This is a genomic window from Pseudomonas helleri, assembly GCF_001043025.1.
GTDB classification, from domain to species: Bacteria; Pseudomonadota; Gammaproteobacteria; order Pseudomonadales; family Pseudomonadaceae; genus Aquipseudomonas; species Aquipseudomonas helleri.
Window position 1 is genome coordinate 192,444 of sequence record NZ_JYLD01000006.1, and the last position, 16,412, is coordinate 208,855.

14 protein-coding genes are annotated in these 16,412 nt (G+C 61.3%); 12 read left to right on the forward strand and 2 right to left on the reverse strand.

The window, feature by feature from the left end:
* Nucleotides 1–3: 3 nt before the first annotated feature.
* Complete coding sequence (locus TU84_RS11830; protein WP_088500384.1) at nt 4–789, reverse strand: IclR family transcriptional regulator; 786 nt, start codon at nt 787–789, stop codon at nt 4–6.
* Nucleotides 790–1,046: 257 nt separating this feature from the next.
* Between TU84_RS11830 and TU84_RS11835 the strand changes: the two genes are divergently transcribed.
* The 12 genes from TU84_RS11835 to TU84_RS11890 all read left to right on the forward strand — a co-directional run bounded on the left by TU84_RS11835 (nt 1,047) and on the right by TU84_RS11890 (nt 14,917).
* Nucleotides 1,047–3,137, forward strand: a complete 2,091-nt coding sequence (locus tag TU84_RS11835; protein WP_048369266.1) for a TonB-dependent receptor — start codon at nt 1,047–1,049, stop codon at nt 3,135–3,137.
* A 67-nt stretch (nt 3,138–3,204) separates the two neighbouring features.
* Nucleotides 3,205–4,524 carry an NtaA/DmoA family FMN-dependent monooxygenase gene (locus TU84_RS11840; RefSeq protein ID WP_048369267.1) on the forward strand — a complete coding sequence of 440 codons (1,320 nt, stop codon included), beginning with the start codon at nt 3,205–3,207 and terminating at the stop codon, nt 4,522–4,524.
* A complete protein-coding gene (fepB, locus tag TU84_RS11845) occupies nt 4,517–5,413 on the forward strand; it encodes a Fe2+-enterobactin ABC transporter substrate-binding protein (RefSeq protein ID WP_048369268.1) in 897 nt (298 codons plus the stop codon). Before TU84_RS11840 ends, fepB begins: the two co-directional genes overlap by 8 nt.
* 96 nt (nt 5,414–5,509) lie before the next feature.
* Nucleotides 5,510–6,457, forward strand: coding sequence for a FecCD family ABC transporter permease (locus tag TU84_RS11850; protein WP_082148710.1), 948 nt, complete (start codon nt 5,510–5,512; stop codon nt 6,455–6,457).
* Nucleotides 6,454–7,497 carry a FecCD family ABC transporter permease gene (locus TU84_RS11855; protein WP_048369270.1) on the forward strand — a complete coding sequence of 348 codons (1,044 nt, stop codon included), beginning with the start codon at nt 6,454–6,456 and terminating at the stop codon, nt 7,495–7,497. The genes TU84_RS11850 and TU84_RS11855 overlap by 4 nt, the downstream gene beginning before the upstream one ends.
* A gap of 293 nt (nt 7,498–7,790) precedes the next feature.
* Entirely contained in the window at nt 7,791–8,645 is an 855-nt protein-coding gene (locus TU84_RS11860; RefSeq protein WP_048369271.1) for a MurR/RpiR family transcriptional regulator, read from the forward strand.
* 37 nt (nt 8,646–8,682) lie between these two features.
* On the forward strand, nt 8,683–9,234 hold the full coding sequence (ddpX, locus tag TU84_RS11865) for a D-alanyl-D-alanine dipeptidase (RefSeq protein WP_262123637.1): 552 nt from the start codon (nt 8,683–8,685) through the stop codon (nt 9,232–9,234).
* Between the two features lie 181 nt (nt 9,235–9,415).
* Entirely contained in the window at nt 9,416–10,987 is a 1,572-nt protein-coding gene (locus TU84_RS11870; protein ID WP_048369392.1) for an ABC transporter substrate-binding protein, read from the forward strand.
* Between the two features lie 76 nt (nt 10,988–11,063).
* On the forward strand, nt 11,064–12,080 hold the full coding sequence (locus tag TU84_RS11875) for an ABC transporter permease (RefSeq protein WP_048369272.1): 1,017 nt from the start codon (nt 11,064–11,066) through the stop codon (nt 12,078–12,080).
* A gap of 1 nt (nt 12,081) precedes the next feature.
* Nucleotides 12,082–12,966, forward strand: a complete 885-nt coding sequence (ddpC, locus tag TU84_RS11880; protein WP_048369273.1) for a D,D-dipeptide ABC transporter permease — start codon at nt 12,082–12,084, stop codon at nt 12,964–12,966.
* A gap of 2 nt (nt 12,967–12,968) precedes the next feature.
* Complete coding sequence (locus TU84_RS11885) at nt 12,969–13,958, forward strand: ABC transporter ATP-binding protein (RefSeq protein ID WP_048369274.1); 990 nt, start codon at nt 12,969–12,971, stop codon at nt 13,956–13,958.
* Nucleotides 13,958–14,917 (forward strand): oligopeptide/dipeptide ABC transporter ATP-binding protein, encoded by a 960-nt coding sequence (locus TU84_RS11890; protein WP_048369275.1) that lies wholly within the window; start codon nt 13,958–13,960, stop codon nt 14,915–14,917. The genes TU84_RS11885 and TU84_RS11890 overlap by 1 nt, the downstream gene beginning before the upstream one ends.
* A gap of 103 nt (nt 14,918–15,020) precedes the next feature.
* Here the strand turns inward: TU84_RS11890 and lpdA are convergent, their stop codons facing one another.
* Nucleotides 15,021–16,412: a dihydrolipoyl dehydrogenase gene (gene lpdA, locus TU84_RS11895; RefSeq protein ID WP_048369276.1), complete on the reverse strand. Its 1,392-nt coding sequence runs from the start codon at nt 16,410–16,412 to the stop codon at nt 15,021–15,023.

Below are 16,412 nucleotides of genomic sequence, written 5' to 3' on the forward strand. Positions count from 1 at the left end.
GGTTTACTCGCCACCCTGCCAGGGCAAACCGCCGGTGGACTGATTGACCCGGTTGGCCGCATGGAACAGCGCACGGCGATCTTTGGGCGATTTCAACTGGCCCAGATCGGCCACGGTGGTCATCACGCAGACCAGCTCGCCCTGGGCGTCAAACACTGGAGCGGCCTGCCCGGTCACGTTCGACAGCAGGTGGCTGGTGAGCTCGGACCAGCAAGCACTGCGCACGTCTTCAAGCACCGCCTTGGTTGGCGGCGTGCCGCGAAAATGCGCGGGCTGTTGCTTGCGCGCTGCATCAATCGTGGTCTTCGGCAAAAAGGCTTGAAACACCAGCCCGCAGGCGGTGTTGTCCAGCGGCAAGATATCGCCCAGGGCCAAAGGGCTGATGGAGAAGTAGGCGCTGCGATACCAGCGCACCAGCGTCGGCCCGCGGTCGGTCCAGATCGCCACCCCGCCACTGGCGGCATGCTGGTAGGCCAGGGCTTTCATTTGCGCGGCGGCGATTTCTACCGCGTCCACACGTTTGAGGGCGCCAATGCCAATGCTCAGCGCCGCCGGGCCGAGGTCATACAGGCCGGTGGCCGGGTCCTGTTTGGCCAGGCCTTCCTTGACCAGGCTTTGCAGATAGCGATGGGTCGTGGAACCGCCGGTACTGGTGCGCCGGGCGACTTCACCCAAGGCCAGTTCGCGCTCAGCGCTGGCCAGCACATTCAAAAACCGTGCAGCAATGGCCACCGACTGAATCGTGCCCGAGCGCTTTTCGTTCGGGGTCTCGGGGGCCTCGTCGTCCACGCTGGCCTTCAACTTCTTCAAATAACCTCTCCTCGCCACTGTCTCGCAGCAGTCTCTCAATAGGCATCCATCGACGACGCGATGACGCAACGGCGATGCGCATGATACCGACTTTAGCGTCCCTTACTGCGGACAAAAAAAGCAGCGTAGTTCACACCAACAAATACCGCATAGAGGAATGAATTCTTTATTGAGGAACGTAATGACTACATGCTAGGATCGCCATTAACGAGGATCATTCTCATTTGGAGTATCTCTTGAAGGCCTATCCATCCCGCAAGCTGAGCCGTGGTTTCAGCGTTTTAACCTTGTCTACCCTGCTCGGCGCGTCCTGTGCGCTGGCTGAAGAGAGCGTGGTCAGCGAGAAGAAAACATCGCTGGTGTTCGAGCCGATTACCGTCACTGGCGAGAAACTTGAGCGTGAGTTAAAGAACACCGCCTCCTCGGTCACGGTCATCAGCGGTCGCGAAATCGACCAGCAAAAAACCGGTGACTCGACGGTTCATGAAGTGCTCCAGGGCGTACCCAACGTGATCTACACCGACACCGTGGGCGCTCCGGTCATTCGCGGGATGGACAGCCAGGGGCCGAACAACGGGCAGAACGTGTTCTGGGGCGGCACCGTGCCCCGCGCGACGATCAACCTCGACGGCCACTACCTGAATTACAACGAGATGTTCTTTGGCGCGACGTCGGTCTGGGATCTGGACAGCATCGAAGTGTTCCGCGGGCCGCAAACCACCTCGCAAGGGGCCAACGCGATTGCCGGGGCGATCATCGTCAACACCAAAAACCCGACCTTCACCCCCGAGGCGCTGTACCAGGCCGAAATCGGCAACTACAACCACAAACGCACCTCGATTGCCCTCTCCGGCCCATTGATGGGCGAAGACCTGGCGGGCCGTCTGGCGGTGGATTACTCGGCCCGCGACACGTTTATTGACTACACCAGCCCCAACTTCCAGAAGGGCAAGACCGATCAGGACTTCAGCGCGCTGAACGCCCGCGCCAAATTGCTCTGGCTGCCCAGTTCGATCACCGGGCTGGAAGCCAAGCTGACACTGGTCCATAACGACAGCAACCGCCCCAGCCAGGAAGCGGCCTCCGAGCCTTTCCACAAGCTCGACCACACCACCACGACCATGCCGTCGTGGGAGCAGACCACCAACACCGGGATCCTCGATGTCAGCTATGACTTCGACAACGGCCTCAAACTGTTCAACCAGGCCCAGTACTCGCACTCCAGCGTCAAACGCTACACCGGCATTCGCGGCCAGGGCGACGCCGACGTCAAGCAGAACAACCTGTCCAACGAAACGCGCCTGACCTTTGGTGACCAGCACAGCGAATTCAGCGGCGTCGGCGGCGTGTATGTGGCCCGCACCAAATCCGATGAATCCCTGCTGCTGTCGGGGCTGTCGAGCTTTGATGACACCAAGGAAAACTACGGCGTCTTCGGTGAATTGAATTACCGCCTGAACGACCGCTGGACCCTCAGCAGCGGCCTGCGTTATCAGGAAGACCGTATTGACCGACAGGGCACCTCGGTGCTCGCCCCCGGCCCGCTGGACTACCAGAAAACCTTCTCGGCGTTTCTACCCAAAGTGTCGCTGGCCTTTGCCGCCACCCCGGACTGGACCGTCGGCGCGATGGTCAGCCGTGGCTACAACCCGGGCGGCATGTCGCTTAACCTGAGCACCCGCCAGTGGCAGGATTTCAAGGAAGAATCGGTGTGGAACTATGAACTGTTCACCCGCGCCAACCTGCTCAATGACCGGCTGATCCTCAGCGCCAACCTGTTCTACATGGACTTCAAGGACGCGCAGTACAACATCCCGGTGGTGATCTCGCCCGGCGTCGCCCAGTCGTACACCATCAATGCCGAAAAAGCCCATGGCTACGGGCTTGAGCTGGGTGCGGACTACCAAGTGCTGGACACCCTCAAACTGCGCGGCAGCGTTGGCACCTTGCGCACCCGCATCGACAAGATCTCTAGCAACGAATCGTATGAAGCCAATGAATTTGCCCGTTCCCCCGGCTACAGCCTGAGCTTTGGCCCGAGCTGGGACATCACCGACAAAGCCAACCTGTCGGTGCAAGTGCGGCATTTCGACGGCTACTACTCCGACACCGCCAACACCAAGAGCCTGAGCATCGACTCGTACACCCTGACCGATGCGCGCATGAGTTATCGCTTCAGTGAAGCGGTCGAGCTCTATGGCTACGTGAAGAACGTCTTCGACGACCGCTCCGCTATTTACATGCAGCAAAACCGTGGCATCGGCGGCCTTGAAGCGAGCATGACCACACCCCGGATGTTCGGCATCGGGGTCAAGGGCGCGTTCTGATCCCCCGCCCCTCTGTAGGAGCGAGCTTGTCTCGCGATCTTTTTGTTTAGGTCACAAAGGTTTGATCATGAGTCGCAAAAAACACCTGCATATCGGTCTGTCCCTGGCGCCCACCTGGTTGAGCGGCGACGGCTGGAGACGCGAAAACAGCAACATCGAAGGGATTTTCACCGCTGATTACGCCATTGACCTGGCCCGCCGCGCCGAAGCCGCACACCTGGACTTTGTGTTCCGCCCGGACGTCAGCAGCATGCCCACCGAAATGCTTGCCAGCGGCTCGGGCTTTGCCAGCCTCGATCCCACCGTGCTGCTGGCGGCTGTCGCCCGGGAAACCACGCATATCGGCCTGGTATCAACCGTCTCGACCACCTTTTTTCCGCCGTACGTGGTTGCCCGCCAGCTGCAATCGCTGAACTGGGTGAGCCGTGGCCGCGCGGGCTGGAACATCGTCACCGCGCTGCAAGGCCACGAAAATTTTGGCCTGGAACACATGCCCAGCGCCGAAGAGCGCTATGAGCGCGCCGCCGAATTCACCCAGGTGGTGCAGGCGCTGTGGGCCAGCTTCCCCAGTGAAGCCTTGGAGATAGACCGCGCCAGCGGCCGTTATGCGGACGTGGCCCAAGTCAATCCGATCAACCATGACGGCAAGCACCTCAAGGTCAAAGGCCCGCTCAATTTGCCCGCCTTCCCCGACACCCGCATCCCGCTGATTCAAGCCGGCGCGTCGGACTCCGGGCGCGATTTTGCGGCCTCGGTGGCCGACTTGGTGTTCGCCCCGACGCCCGACATAGAGGCCGCCCAAGACCTGCGCCGCGACCTGTCTGAACGTGCCCTGCGCCACGGTCGCAACCCGGCAGATATTCGTTTGTTGCCCGGCCTCAGCCTGTACCTGGCCGCCACCCGCGAAGAAGCCCGCGCCCTGTTTATGCAAACCCATGCCCGCCTCGACCGCACGCGCAAACTGGCGTCGATCAAAGACATGATCGGCCTCGACCTGAGTCACTGGGCAGCCGATCGCCTGGTAACCAGGGCCGACCTGCCTGAAGTACCACCCAGTGCCGGGAGCCGTACCCATAACAGCCTGCTGCGACGCCTGATCGAACGCGAATCGCTGACCATTGACCAACTGCTGCTGCGCCCGGAAGTGATTTCGGCGGCGCACTGGCAAGTGGTGGGCACCGTCGACGATGCCGTGGAGCAGATCCTTGAATGGGCCGACTCGGGTGCCATCGACGGCTTTATCGCGGCGCCGGGAGGGGCTGTCGAGTCCGTGCATTTATTTCTGCAGCAGGTGATGCCGCGTCTGGTACAAGCCGGGCGTTTCCGCGAGCAATACAGCGGCTCGACCTTTGCCCATCACCTCAACGAGCCATGCACCGATGATTAAACTGCGCGCCCTGCCCTTGTTGTCGCTGGCGGCCTTGCTGCTGGCCAGTGTCGTCCACGCCGCCGACACACCCCGGCGCATCGTCTCGACCACTCCCAGCGTGACCGGCATCTTGCTGGCCATGAACGCGCCCTTGATCGCCACTGCCGCGACCACCCCCAGCCGGCTGTCTGACGCCAAGGGCTTTTTCACGCAATGGGCTGAGGTGGCCGACCAACGCGGGGTGCAGGTGCTGTACAGCAATTTGCTGTTCGACATCGAAGCGGTGATCGGCCAGGACCCGGACCTGCTGGTGCTGTCTGCCACCGGGGCCGACAGCGTGATTCAGCATCAGGGTGAGCTGCAAGCCCAGGGCATCAACACCACCGTGGTCAACTACTCGAACCAGAGCTGGCAGCAAATGGCAGTTGAACTGGGCAAGGTGACGGGCCTGGAACAGCAGGCACAGGACGCGATCAAGCGCTTCGACGACTACACCGCGCAGGTTGCCGCGACCCTGACACCGCCGGCCGAACCGGTAAGCGTGGTCGGCTACAACATTGCCGGGAGTTACTCGGTCGGCCTGCCGAGCAGCCCGCAGGCGCGCCTGTTGTCGGCGCTGGGGTTCAAGGTCGCTGGCTTGCCCGAGGCGCTGGACGCGCAAGTGCGACGCAGCTCGGACGTGGGTTTTATCTCCCGTGAAAACCTGTCCAGAGCGATTGTCGGTGACAGCGTGTTTTTACTCGGCGGCAATGACGCCGACGTGCAAGCGTTTCTCGCGGATCCGGTGCTGGCCAACCTGCCTGCGGTGATCCATAAACGGGTCTACCCGCTGGGAGTCAGCTCGTTTCGCATCGACTACTACTCGGGGCGGCAAATGATCGACACCGTGGCACGGAGTTTTCACTGAGTGAGGCCATTGTCTTTGCAATACACCGCACGCGGTGATGCCCGCCAACGCAAGCGTTACCGGGGGCTGATCGGCGGCGTTGCGTTGCTGTTGTTGATGAGTGTGCTGAGCTTGACGCTGGGCTCACGCTCGATTGATCTGGCGCAGGTGCTGGACGCGCTCAGGCATTACGACCGGCATAACGACTTGCACCTGATCGTGCGCGAAATGCGCGTGCCGCGCACGCTGGTGGCGATCCTCGCCGGGCTGGCCCTGGGCGTGGCGGGGGCGATCATGCAAGCCGTGACGCGCAACCCGCTGGCCGAACCGGGCCTGCTGGGGATCAACGCCGGTGCCGCGCTGGCGGTGATCATCGGCGCGGTGGCGTTCCAGGTGGTCACGCCACTGGCCTATGTCTGGTTTGCCTTTATCGGCGCCGGGCTGGCCGGGATAGCGGTGTTTATCATCGGCCAGGCCCACTCCAGCGGGAACAACCCGGTGCGGCTGGTACTGGCCGGGGCCGGGTTGTCGATCATGCTGACCTCGATCACCGGGATCTTTATTCTCAATGCCCCCACCGAGGTGTTCGATCAGTTCCGCCATTGGGCTTCTGGATCACTTGAGCGCAGCGGGCTGGAGGCAGCCGTCGTCTTGGCCGTGGCGGTCAGCCTCGGCTGCGCGTTGGCCCTGCTGATTGTCAGCAACCTGAACATTTTGGCGTTGGGCAAGGACCTGGGCCTGGCACTCGGCGCCAGCCCGCGCTCGACCTGGCTGCTGGCGTGCCTGGCGGTCATGCTGCTGGCCGGGGCAGCCACGGCCGGGGCCGGGCCGATTGCCTTTGTCGGGCTGGTGGCACCGCACATTGCCCGCTTGCTGGTGGGCCCGGATTATCGCTGGATCCTGCCCTACTCCGGGCTCTACGCGGCAATCCTGCTGCTGGGTGCCGACGTGCTGGGCCGGGTGGTGGTCGCCCCATCTGAAATCGCTGCCGGGATCGTCGCCCTGTTGCTAGGCGGGCCCTTCTTTATTGCTGTGGTGCGCAAGTACCGACTGAGCCAACTATGAAAAACAGCCTGCCCGCCGTGCTTCGTTTCGCACACTGCTCGTTTGTCTGGCGCCCACGGGCGGCGTTGATCGGCGCCGGATTACTGCTCTTGGGACTGCTGCTGGCTGTGCTGTTGCTGGGCATCGGCACCTTGCACCTGAGCCCCGGCGAAGTGCTCGCCAGCCTGTTCGGCCTGGGTGACAACCCGACGGCCGAGCGGATCATTCAGCGGGTGCGTTTGCCCCGCGTGCTCACCGCCGTGTTTGTCGGCGCCGCGTTGGGCATGGCCGGGTCGGTGTTTCAGTCGATCTCGCGCAATGCGCTGGGCTCGCCGGACATCATTGGCTTTACCACCGGCGCAGCCAGTGGCGCCATTGTGCAAATCATCCTGTTCAATGCCGGGCCGTTGGGCACCTCGCTGGCGGCCGTGCTCTCAGGCGTCTGCACAGCCGCCGTGGTGTTTGTCCTGTCGCTGAAAGGCCGCACCACCGGCGGCTATCGTCTGGTGCTGGTGGGGATTGGCGTCGGCGCCATGCTCACCGGCCTCAACACTGTCTTGCTGGTGACCGGCGACCTCGATCAGGCCATGACCGCGCAACTGTGGTTGTCGGGTTCGCTGAACACCCGCACCTGGTCCCACGTGGTGCCGGCTGCAATAGGCTTTGTGCTGATCGTGCCGATTGCGATCTACCATGCGCGGCAATTGAATATTCTCGAGATGGGTGACGACACCGCTTGCCAACTGGGCGTCCCGGTTGAGCGCTCGCGACTGGTGATGGTCATGGCCGCCGTGGGTTTGACCTCGATCGCCACGGCGGCGGCCGGGCCGATCAGCTTTATCGCCCTGGCAGCGCCGCAACTGGCCAGACGCCTGACCGGCTCACCGGACATTCCGCTGGTGTCCGGCGCCATTATGGGCGCCCTGCTGTTACTCAGCGCCGATCTGGTGAGCCAGCGCTTCCCGCTGAACCTCAACCTGCCCATCGGCCTGACCACCGGGCTATTGGGCGGGTTTTACCTGCTGTGGCTACTGACCCGAAGTCGCAAGCCAATCGGCTAACCCTCTGTTGGAATTAACGCTAGTCAAGTGTGGGAGCGGGCTTGCTCGCGATGGCCTTCAGAGCCCCCCATTGAGTCGGTCAGTACGCGTCATCGTTAACGACCATCGCGAGCAAGCCCGCTCCCACAGAGCCTGAATGGCTTAAGTGAGCGGCATTCCCACGCCAAAAATTAATTCCTCTGCAATCCGCAGAAAAGCCGTTGTGTCCGCTCGAAGACTGATGTTATGTTGATAACACAAAGAGTGAAAATGACACTCACATAACACTCATCTGTCGGCGCGCGTTGATCTTTATGGAAAAAAACAATTTTTTTCAGTTGCTGGAAAACGAGTTTTCCAGCATGACGCCGACCGGCAAGCGCATTGCCAGTTACTTGCTCGGCAACCCGCAACAACTCCCTTTCGAGTCCGCGGACAGCATTGCGCTGCAAGCCTCAACCACCGGAATTTCGGTCGGGCGGTTCTTGCGCTCGTTGGGTTATCAGAACCTCGACGACGTCAAACAGAGCTTGCGCGGTGAAGTGCCTGCGTCCTGGTTGATCACCGACCGGATTGCAGCCTTTCGCGCTGAAAGCAACGGCGGTGACGCGCTCGACCGTTCGATGCAACGTGAAATCGAAGCGATCCAGTACGTCTATGAAGTGGCGCGCAGCGAAGCCTTTGCCCAGATCGTCAAACGCATCCACGAAGCCGATGCCGTGTTTATTATCGGCATCCAGTCCACCCGCGGGATTCTCACGGCCTTTCACAGCCACCTTGAGTACATCCGCCCCAAGGTTTACTACGTGGACGGCCTGTCTGGCATTTATGCCGAAACCTTGAACTCAGGCTTCGACAACCCCTACGCGATCATTGCCGACTTTCGCGCGTATTCCAGCGTGACCCAGACCTTCTGCCAGGCGGCCCTGGAAAACTCATTGCCGCTGGCCCTGATTACCGACCTGCAATGCCCGTGGGCCCGTGACTACGCGCTGGATCTGTTGCAGATCAAAACCGATGTTGGCCAATTCTGGGATTCCCCGGCGCCACTGGCATGCCTGTTGAATCTCATGGTTTCAGCTGTTGCGCAGCAATATGGCGAGCATCTGGACGAACGTTTGGCCAAGAACCGTCAACTGCAAAAAGCCTTCGGCCAGTTCGAAGGTTAAGCGCAGTGCCCCAACCGATTTCACCAGGAGTGAGTGTGTGAATCAGAGCGTTACCAGTCCCAGCCCACTGATTGAGATTGATGCCCGGCAGTTTCAGGTGCAGATCAACATGATCTACGCCACTGCCGACAATCTGGCCGGCAAAGTGATCTACCCGACAACCCGTTGCCTGCTGCATCGCGATGCCGCCGCCTGCCTGCGCAAAGCCAGCGAACTGGCGCGACTGGCCGGTTACAGCCTGCTGATTTATGACGCCTACCGGCCGCCTGCTGCGCAGTTCCTGTTGTGGGAAGCCTTGCCCAACGGCGACTACGTGCGCGATCCGCATCTGGGCTCACACCACAGTCGTGGTGTCGCGGTTGACCTGACACTGGTGGACGGCGACGGCGTAGCGCTCGATATGGGCACGGGTTTCGACACCATGGAAGAACCCTCGCACCAGTTCTACCCACACTTGCCCGTGCAGGTGCAACGCAATCGCTTGCTGCTGTTAGGGGTGATGCTCGGAGCCGGCTTCCAGCCGATCGCCAGTGAATGGTGGCATTACGAATTACCCAACGCCGACGACTACCCGTTGATCCACGAGTAACACCTGTTTGAGCCGTAAAGGTCGATGAAACCACAGAGTTTCAGGGCCAACGCACTGCCAGAAAAGAACAACAAAAACGCTGCAAACATGCTTCAACTGCTACTGCCCGGTTATAGATTCCAAAAAAAAACCTGACCCACTTCCAGACATCGAATGTTGAAGGAAACCGGCAATGACCGTCATGAACCCCGTGAACCGCCACACCCCTCCCCGTGCCCGCAGATTGGCGCTGAGTTTTTTGTGTGCCGCCTTGAGCCTCGGTGCCTGGCAGGCTGCTACCGCCGCCGTGGCACAGGACACGCTGATTATCGGCAAACCCGCCGACCCGCAAACCCTCGACCCCGCCGTGACGTTTGATAACAACGACTGGACCATTACCTACCCGTCCTATCAGCGTTTGGTGGGCTACAAGACCGACGGTGACAAGAGCAGCACCGAAGTCGAGGGCGACCTGGCCGAAAGCTGGACCGTGTCCCCCGACAACCTGGTATGGGAATTCAAGCTCAAGCCGGGCAACAAGTTCGATGACGGCAGCGCCGTAGACGCCGCAGCAGTGAAATTCTCGTTCGACCGTTTGATGACCCTCAAGCAAGGGCCGTCCGGTGCATTCCCGGAAGACATGGTGGTCACTGTGGTTGACCCGCAGACCATCCGCTTCACCCTGAAAACACCTTTTGCGCCGTTCCTCTACACCCTGGCCCACAACGGCGCCTCGGTGATCAACCCGCTGGTGGCGAACAAAGGCGCAGACACCAACGCCTGGCTGTCCAGCCACACCGCAGGTTCGGGCCCTTATCGTCTGGCCAACTGGCAAAAAGGCCAGTCGCTGACCCTGGAGCCAAACCCTCACTACGCCGGCCCCGCGCCTGCGTTGAAAACCGTGGTGTTGAAGATCATCGCCGAGCCATCGGTACGTCGCTTGCAACTGGAACGTGGCGACCTGGACATTATTGAGGACATGCCCGAAGACCAGTTGGGGGCGCTGGCCAGCAAGCCAGGCATTGCGGTCAAAGAGTACCCGTCCCTGCGGGTGACCTACCTGTACCTCAACAACAAAAAAGGCCCGCTGACCAACGTTGACGCCCGCCGTGCGATCACCGAAGCGGTGGACTACAAGGGCATCGTCAGCGGCATTCTCAAGGACAAGGCCGAACTGCTGAACGGGCCGATCCCCAAAGGCATGTGGGCGTATGACAGCTCGCTGCCGAACATGAAGCAGGACATGACGGCAGCAGCCGACAGCCTGGCCAAAGTGCCGAAAAAGATCACCAACCTGAGTTACATGTACTCGGACAAGGACGCCAACTGGGAACCGATTGGCCTGACCTTGCAAGCGGCTCTGATGCCGCTGGGTATTAACCTCAAGATGGAAAAAACCGCCAACGCCACCCTGCGCGAACGGGTTGGCCAGGCCGACTATGATATCGCCGTCGGCACCTGGAGCCCTGACTTCGCCGACCCGTACATGTTCATGAACTTCTGGTTCGACTCCAAAATGCAGGGCCTGCAAGGCAACCGCTCGTTCTACAGCAACCCGCAGGTCGACACGCTGATTCGTGAAGCGGCCACCACCAGCGATCAGGCCAAACGCGTCGAGTTGTATCAGGACGCGCAAAAGCTGGCGCTCAACGACAGTGCTTACGTGTACCTCTACCAAAAGAGCTACACCTTGCCGATGCGTGATTCGGTCAAAGGCTATGTGTTCAACCCCATGCTCGAACAGGTCTTCAACCTGGGCAGCATGAGCAAGTGAACCGGTGCTTTCGTGCACGCCGCTAAAGGCGTGCACGGTTTTCTGATATCTGTCGTTTGAGTAACAGAGGTGCCTTATGGCCTTCCTGACGTTGTTGCGCAAGCGCCTGCTTGGCCTGTTGCTGGTCGTGTTCGGTGTTTCGCTGATTACTTTTGCCATTTCCCACCTGATTCCTGGCGACCCCGCCCGACTGATTGCCGGTGACCGTGCCAGCGATGAGCTGGTGGCCGGCATCCGCCATCAACTGGGGCTGGATTTACCGCTGTACCAACAATATGGCCGTTACTTGCTGGACCTGGTGCAGGGCGACCTCGGCACGTCGATCCGCACCAATCGCCCGGTGCTCGAAGACCTGCAGGCGTTCTTCCCGGCGACCCTGGAACTGGCAGTGGTCGCGTTGTTCCTGGCGATTGTGGTGGGCGTACCGCTGGGTGTGTTGTCGGCCGTCTATCACAACCGCGCCATCGACCAGATTGCACGGACCCTGGCGGTCACCGGGATTTCAACCCCGGCTTTCTGGCTGGGGCTGGGCGCCATCGTGCTGTTTTATGGCCACCTGGGCTGGCTGCCCGGTGGCGGGCGCCTGTCCGAAGGGCTTGCCCCGCCAACCACGATCACCGGGTTCTACCTGATTGACGCCCTGCTGGCCGGAAACTTCAGCCTGTTTGTGGATGCGCTCAAACACCTCATCCTGCCCGCCGCCACACTGGGTTTCGTGACCCTGGGGGTGATCGCCCGGCAAATTCGCTCCGCCATGCTCGACCAGCTCGGCGAGGACTATATCCGCACGGCCCGCGCCTATGGCCTGTCGCGCTGGACCGTGATCCTGCGCCACGCCCTGCCCAATGCGTTGATCCCTTCGGTCACGGTGCTCGGCCTGACCCTGGGCGACCTGCTCTACGGCGCAGTGCTCACCGAGACCGTCTTCGCCTGGCCCGGCATGGGCGCCTACGTCGTCAAGTCGATCCAGTCGCTGGATTTCCCGGCGGTGATGGGTTTCGCCATTTTGGTGTCGTTTATCTATGTGTTGCTGAACATGGCCATCGATCTTCTGTATCGCGTGATCGACCCGCGTATCGGCGAGGTGAATTGAAATGTCCGTTCCTCTGACTTCCACCGCCCCCACCCCGCGCTGGCGCGAGCAAACCGCCTACTTGATCCATCAGATCCGCCGCAGCCCGCTGACCATGGCCGGGCTGGCCATCACCCTGATGGTGGTGCTGTGCATGATCTTCGCGCCGTGGCTGGCCAGCCATGACCCTAACGCCCTGAACCTCTCGGCGCGTTTGGCCGCGCCGTCTGCCGAGCACTGGTTCGGTACCGATGAAGTAGGCCGGGACCTGTTCAGCCGGGTGCTGTTCGGCAGCCGTCAATCGGTTGGCGTCGGTTTGTTCGTGGCCTTTTCCGCGTGCTTTATCGGCGGGCTGCTGGGCTGTTTTTCCGGGGTGATTGGCGGGCGTTTCGACGCCGTGACCATGCGCATGATGGACATCATGCTGTCGGTGCCGTCACTGGTGCTGATCATGGCCCTGGCGGCCGCTCTGGGCGCCAGCCTGTTCAATGCCATGCTGGCAATCACTTTGGTGCGGATCCCTTCTTATGTGCGATTGGCCCGCGGCCAGTCTTTGAGCATTCGCCAGATGGGCTACGTCAAGGCCGCCGAAACCTTCGGTGCCGAGCGCTGGCACATGGTCCACTGGCACGTTGCGCGCAACGCCATGCCACCATTGCTGGTGCAACTGAGTCTGGACATCGGCAGCGCTATTCTCATGGCCTCGGCCCTGGGCTTTATCGGCCTGGGTGCGCAACAGCCCACCGCTGAGTGGGGGGCAATGGTCGCCACCGGGCGCAATTACATTCTGGATAACTGGTGGTACTCCACCTTCCCGGGGCTGGCGATTCTGATTACGGCGACGGGCTTCAATTTGTTGGGCGATGGCGTACGCGATCTGCTCGATCCACGCCAGCAGGGGAAATAAGCATGTCTACTTGCAATCCAGTGTTGGCCATCGACAACTTGAGCCTTGAGTTCCCGGCCTACAAGAGCAGCGTCAAGGCCCTCAATGGCGTGTCTTTGCACGTCAACCCCGGCGAAATTGTGGGCGTGGTCGGCGAGTCCGGGTCGGGTAAATCCGTCACCGCGATGCTCAGCATGCGCTTGCTGCCCGAGCGCAGTTACCGGATCACCTCCGGCAGCCTGAGCATGCTCGATCGCGACATGCTCAACACCCCTGAAAAAGAGCTTTTGAAGATTCGCGGCCGTGATGCGGCGATGATCTTCCAGGAGCCGATGACCGCACTCAACCCGACGCGGCGGATCGGTCGGCAAATGCTCGACGTGATCATCCATCACCAAAAAATCAGTACACAACAGGCCCGGGCCAAGGCCATCGAGCTGCTGCGCGACATGCACATCGCCAGCCCCGAGCAGGTTCTGGACAGCTACCCGTTCGAACTGTCGGGCGGCATGCGCCAGCGGGTCATGATTGCCCTGGCGTTTTCATGTGAGCCGAAGTTGCTGATCGCCGACGAACCCACCACCGCACTCGACGTCACGGTGCAACGCCAGGTACTGCTATTACTGCAAGAAAAGGCCCGGCAAAAAGGTACTGCCATTCTGTTGATCACCCACGACATGGCCCTGGTGTCGCAGTTCTGTGACCGGGTGTACGTGATGTACACCGGCGCGGTGGTTGAGCAAGGGCTGACCGCGGATGTAATGCGCAATCCGCGCCATCCCTACACCCAAGGGTTGCTCAGCGGCTTGCCGGAAATGGTCGAGCCGGGGCAGCCCTTGATGACCATTCCCGGGCAAGTGCCGAATCTCTCGCGCCTGCCCGTCGGCTGCACGTTCGCTGAGCGCTGCCAGCATGCGTTGCCAATGTGCAGCGAGCGGCCGGTGTTGACCGCCATCAACCACGATGAACAACGTAAAAGCGCGTGCTGGCTACCGCATAAGGAGCTTTCGTGATGAACAGTGCAGTGTCTGAATCGGTGGCCGTGGTGCCTCACGAGATCCTTCAATTGACCGACGTGCGCGTGCGCTTCCCCGCCAGCAATGACTGGCTGGGTCGGCCCCGCGGCTATGCCCATGCCCTCAATGGCATCGACCTTCAGGTCAGGGCCGGGGAAACCCTGGGCATCGTCGGAGAGTCCGGCTGTGGCAAAAGTACCCTGGCGCAAGTGCTGATGGGCCTGGTTGCCCCCAGCAGTGGCGCGTTGAACTGGGCCAACGGCAACAAAGGCCAGGGCAGCAGCAATGTGCAAATCGTCTTTCAGGACCCGCAATCATCACTGAACCCGAGGTTGCCGATCTGGCGCATCATCACCGAGCCGCTTTATGCGCGCGGCATGCGCTCACGCGAACAGATGCGCGACATTGCCTCGAAAGTGGCAGCCCAGGTCGGTATCCGTCCGGAATACCTCGACCGTTTTGCCCACCAGTTCTCCGGCGGCCAGCGCCAGCGGATCGCCATAGCCAGAGCCTTGTCGTCGGACCCGGACATCATCGTGCTCGACGAGCCCACCTCTGCGCTGGACATCTCGGTGCAGGCGCAGATCCTCAACCTGCTGGCCGAGTTACAACGGGCGCGCAATCTGACCTACATCCTGATTTCCCATAACGTCTCGGTGGTACGGCACATGTCTGACCGGGTGGCCGTGATGTACTTGGGGCAGATCGTCGAGCTGGGCAGCGCGGCGCAAGTTCTCGATCAGCCGCGCCACCCGTACACCCGCCTGCTCTTCGAAGCCGTTCCCCGCCTGGGCGTGCCATTGCGGGCCGAACAGGTGGCGGCGCCCACCGAATTGCCAGGCAACCGAAACCTTCCCCAGGGGTGTTTCTTCCGTGAACGCTGCAGCCTGAGCACCGATGGCTGCCAACAGCCGCAAGCGCTTGAGACGGGTGTACGGTGCCATGTGCAGCAGTGAATGAAGCGCTTTAGCCAGAGTGCTCGCGGTCTTTTGATCGGGTGTTTTGAAGATCAAAAGATCGCGAGACAAGCTCGCTCCTACAGGCGAGGTGTAAGGTTTATTAGCTGTGCAGTGCCCGCTCGTAGGCGGCCAGCACGGCTTCGTGCATGGCTTCGGACATGGTCGGGTGCGGCAGGATGCTGTCGATCAGTTCCGCTTCGGTGGTCTCAAGCCCGCGGGCGATGACGTAGCCCTGGATCATTTCGGTGACCTCTTCACCCACCATGTGTGCGCCCAAAAGTTCGCCGCTGTCGGCGTCAAAGATGACTTTGACGAAACCTTCGGTGGCGCCCATGGCGATGGCCTTGCCGTTGGCCACGAAGGGGAATTTACCGACGTTAAGCGCTTTGCCGGCCCCGCGTGCCTGGGCTTCGGTGTAGCCGACACTGGCCACTTGCGGGTGGCTGTAGGTGCACGCGGGGACGCTGAGCGGGTTCAACGGATGCGGGGTTTGCCCGGCAATTTTCTCCACGCAGATCACCGCTTCGTGGCTGGCCTTGTGCGCCAGCCACGGTGCCCCGGCAAGGTCGCCAATGGCGTACACGCCCGGTTCGTCGGTGCGACAGTAGTCATCGACCTGCACATGGCTGCGCTCGACCTTGACCCGAGTCCCTTCGAGCCCAAGGTCTTCAACGTTGCCCACAATCCCGGCCGCCACCAGCACCACATCGGCCTGTAACGTCTCCTGGCGCTTGCCTTGCAGTTGCACCTGGACGCTGCCCTGCTGGACGTGGCTGCTTTTGACTGCACAACCGGTGTACAAGTTGATGCCTTCGCGGGTCAGCGACTGGGCCACGTGGGCGCTGATGTCCTGGTCTTCGACCGGCAGGATGCGCTCGGCCATCTCCACCACGCTGACGTGGGCACCCAGGGCGTGGTAGAAGCTGGCGAACTCGATGCCGATGGCGCCGCCACCAATGATCACCAAACGCTTGGGTATGCTTTTTGGCACCAGCGCTTCGCGGTAGGTCCAGAAATGTTGGCCGTCTGGCTCCATGCCCGGCAGCACGCGGGCCCGTGCGCCGGTGGCAAGGATGATGTGCGCCGCACTCAGCTGTTGTTCGCCCTGCTCGCCGGTCACGCTCAGACGCTGCGGGCCATTAAGCCGCCCATGGCCGTTGAAGACCTGGACACGGTGTTTTTTCATCAGCCCGCTGACGCCGCGCTGCAACTGCGCCGCCACGTCGCGGGAACGTTTGACGATGGCCTCCAGGTCCGGTTTGGCCTGGCCCACGTCAATGCCAAAGCCTTTGGCATTGCGGATCAGGCGCAAGACGTCGGCACTGCGCAACAAGGCTTTGGTGGGAATGCAGCCCCAGTTCAGGCAGATCCCGCCCAAGTGGGCCTTTTCGACCAGCGCCGTGCGCAGGCCCAACTGGCTGGCACGGATCGCCGCGACGTAACCGCCGGGGCCGCCGCCTACCACGATCACGTCGAAAGTGTTATCGCTCAT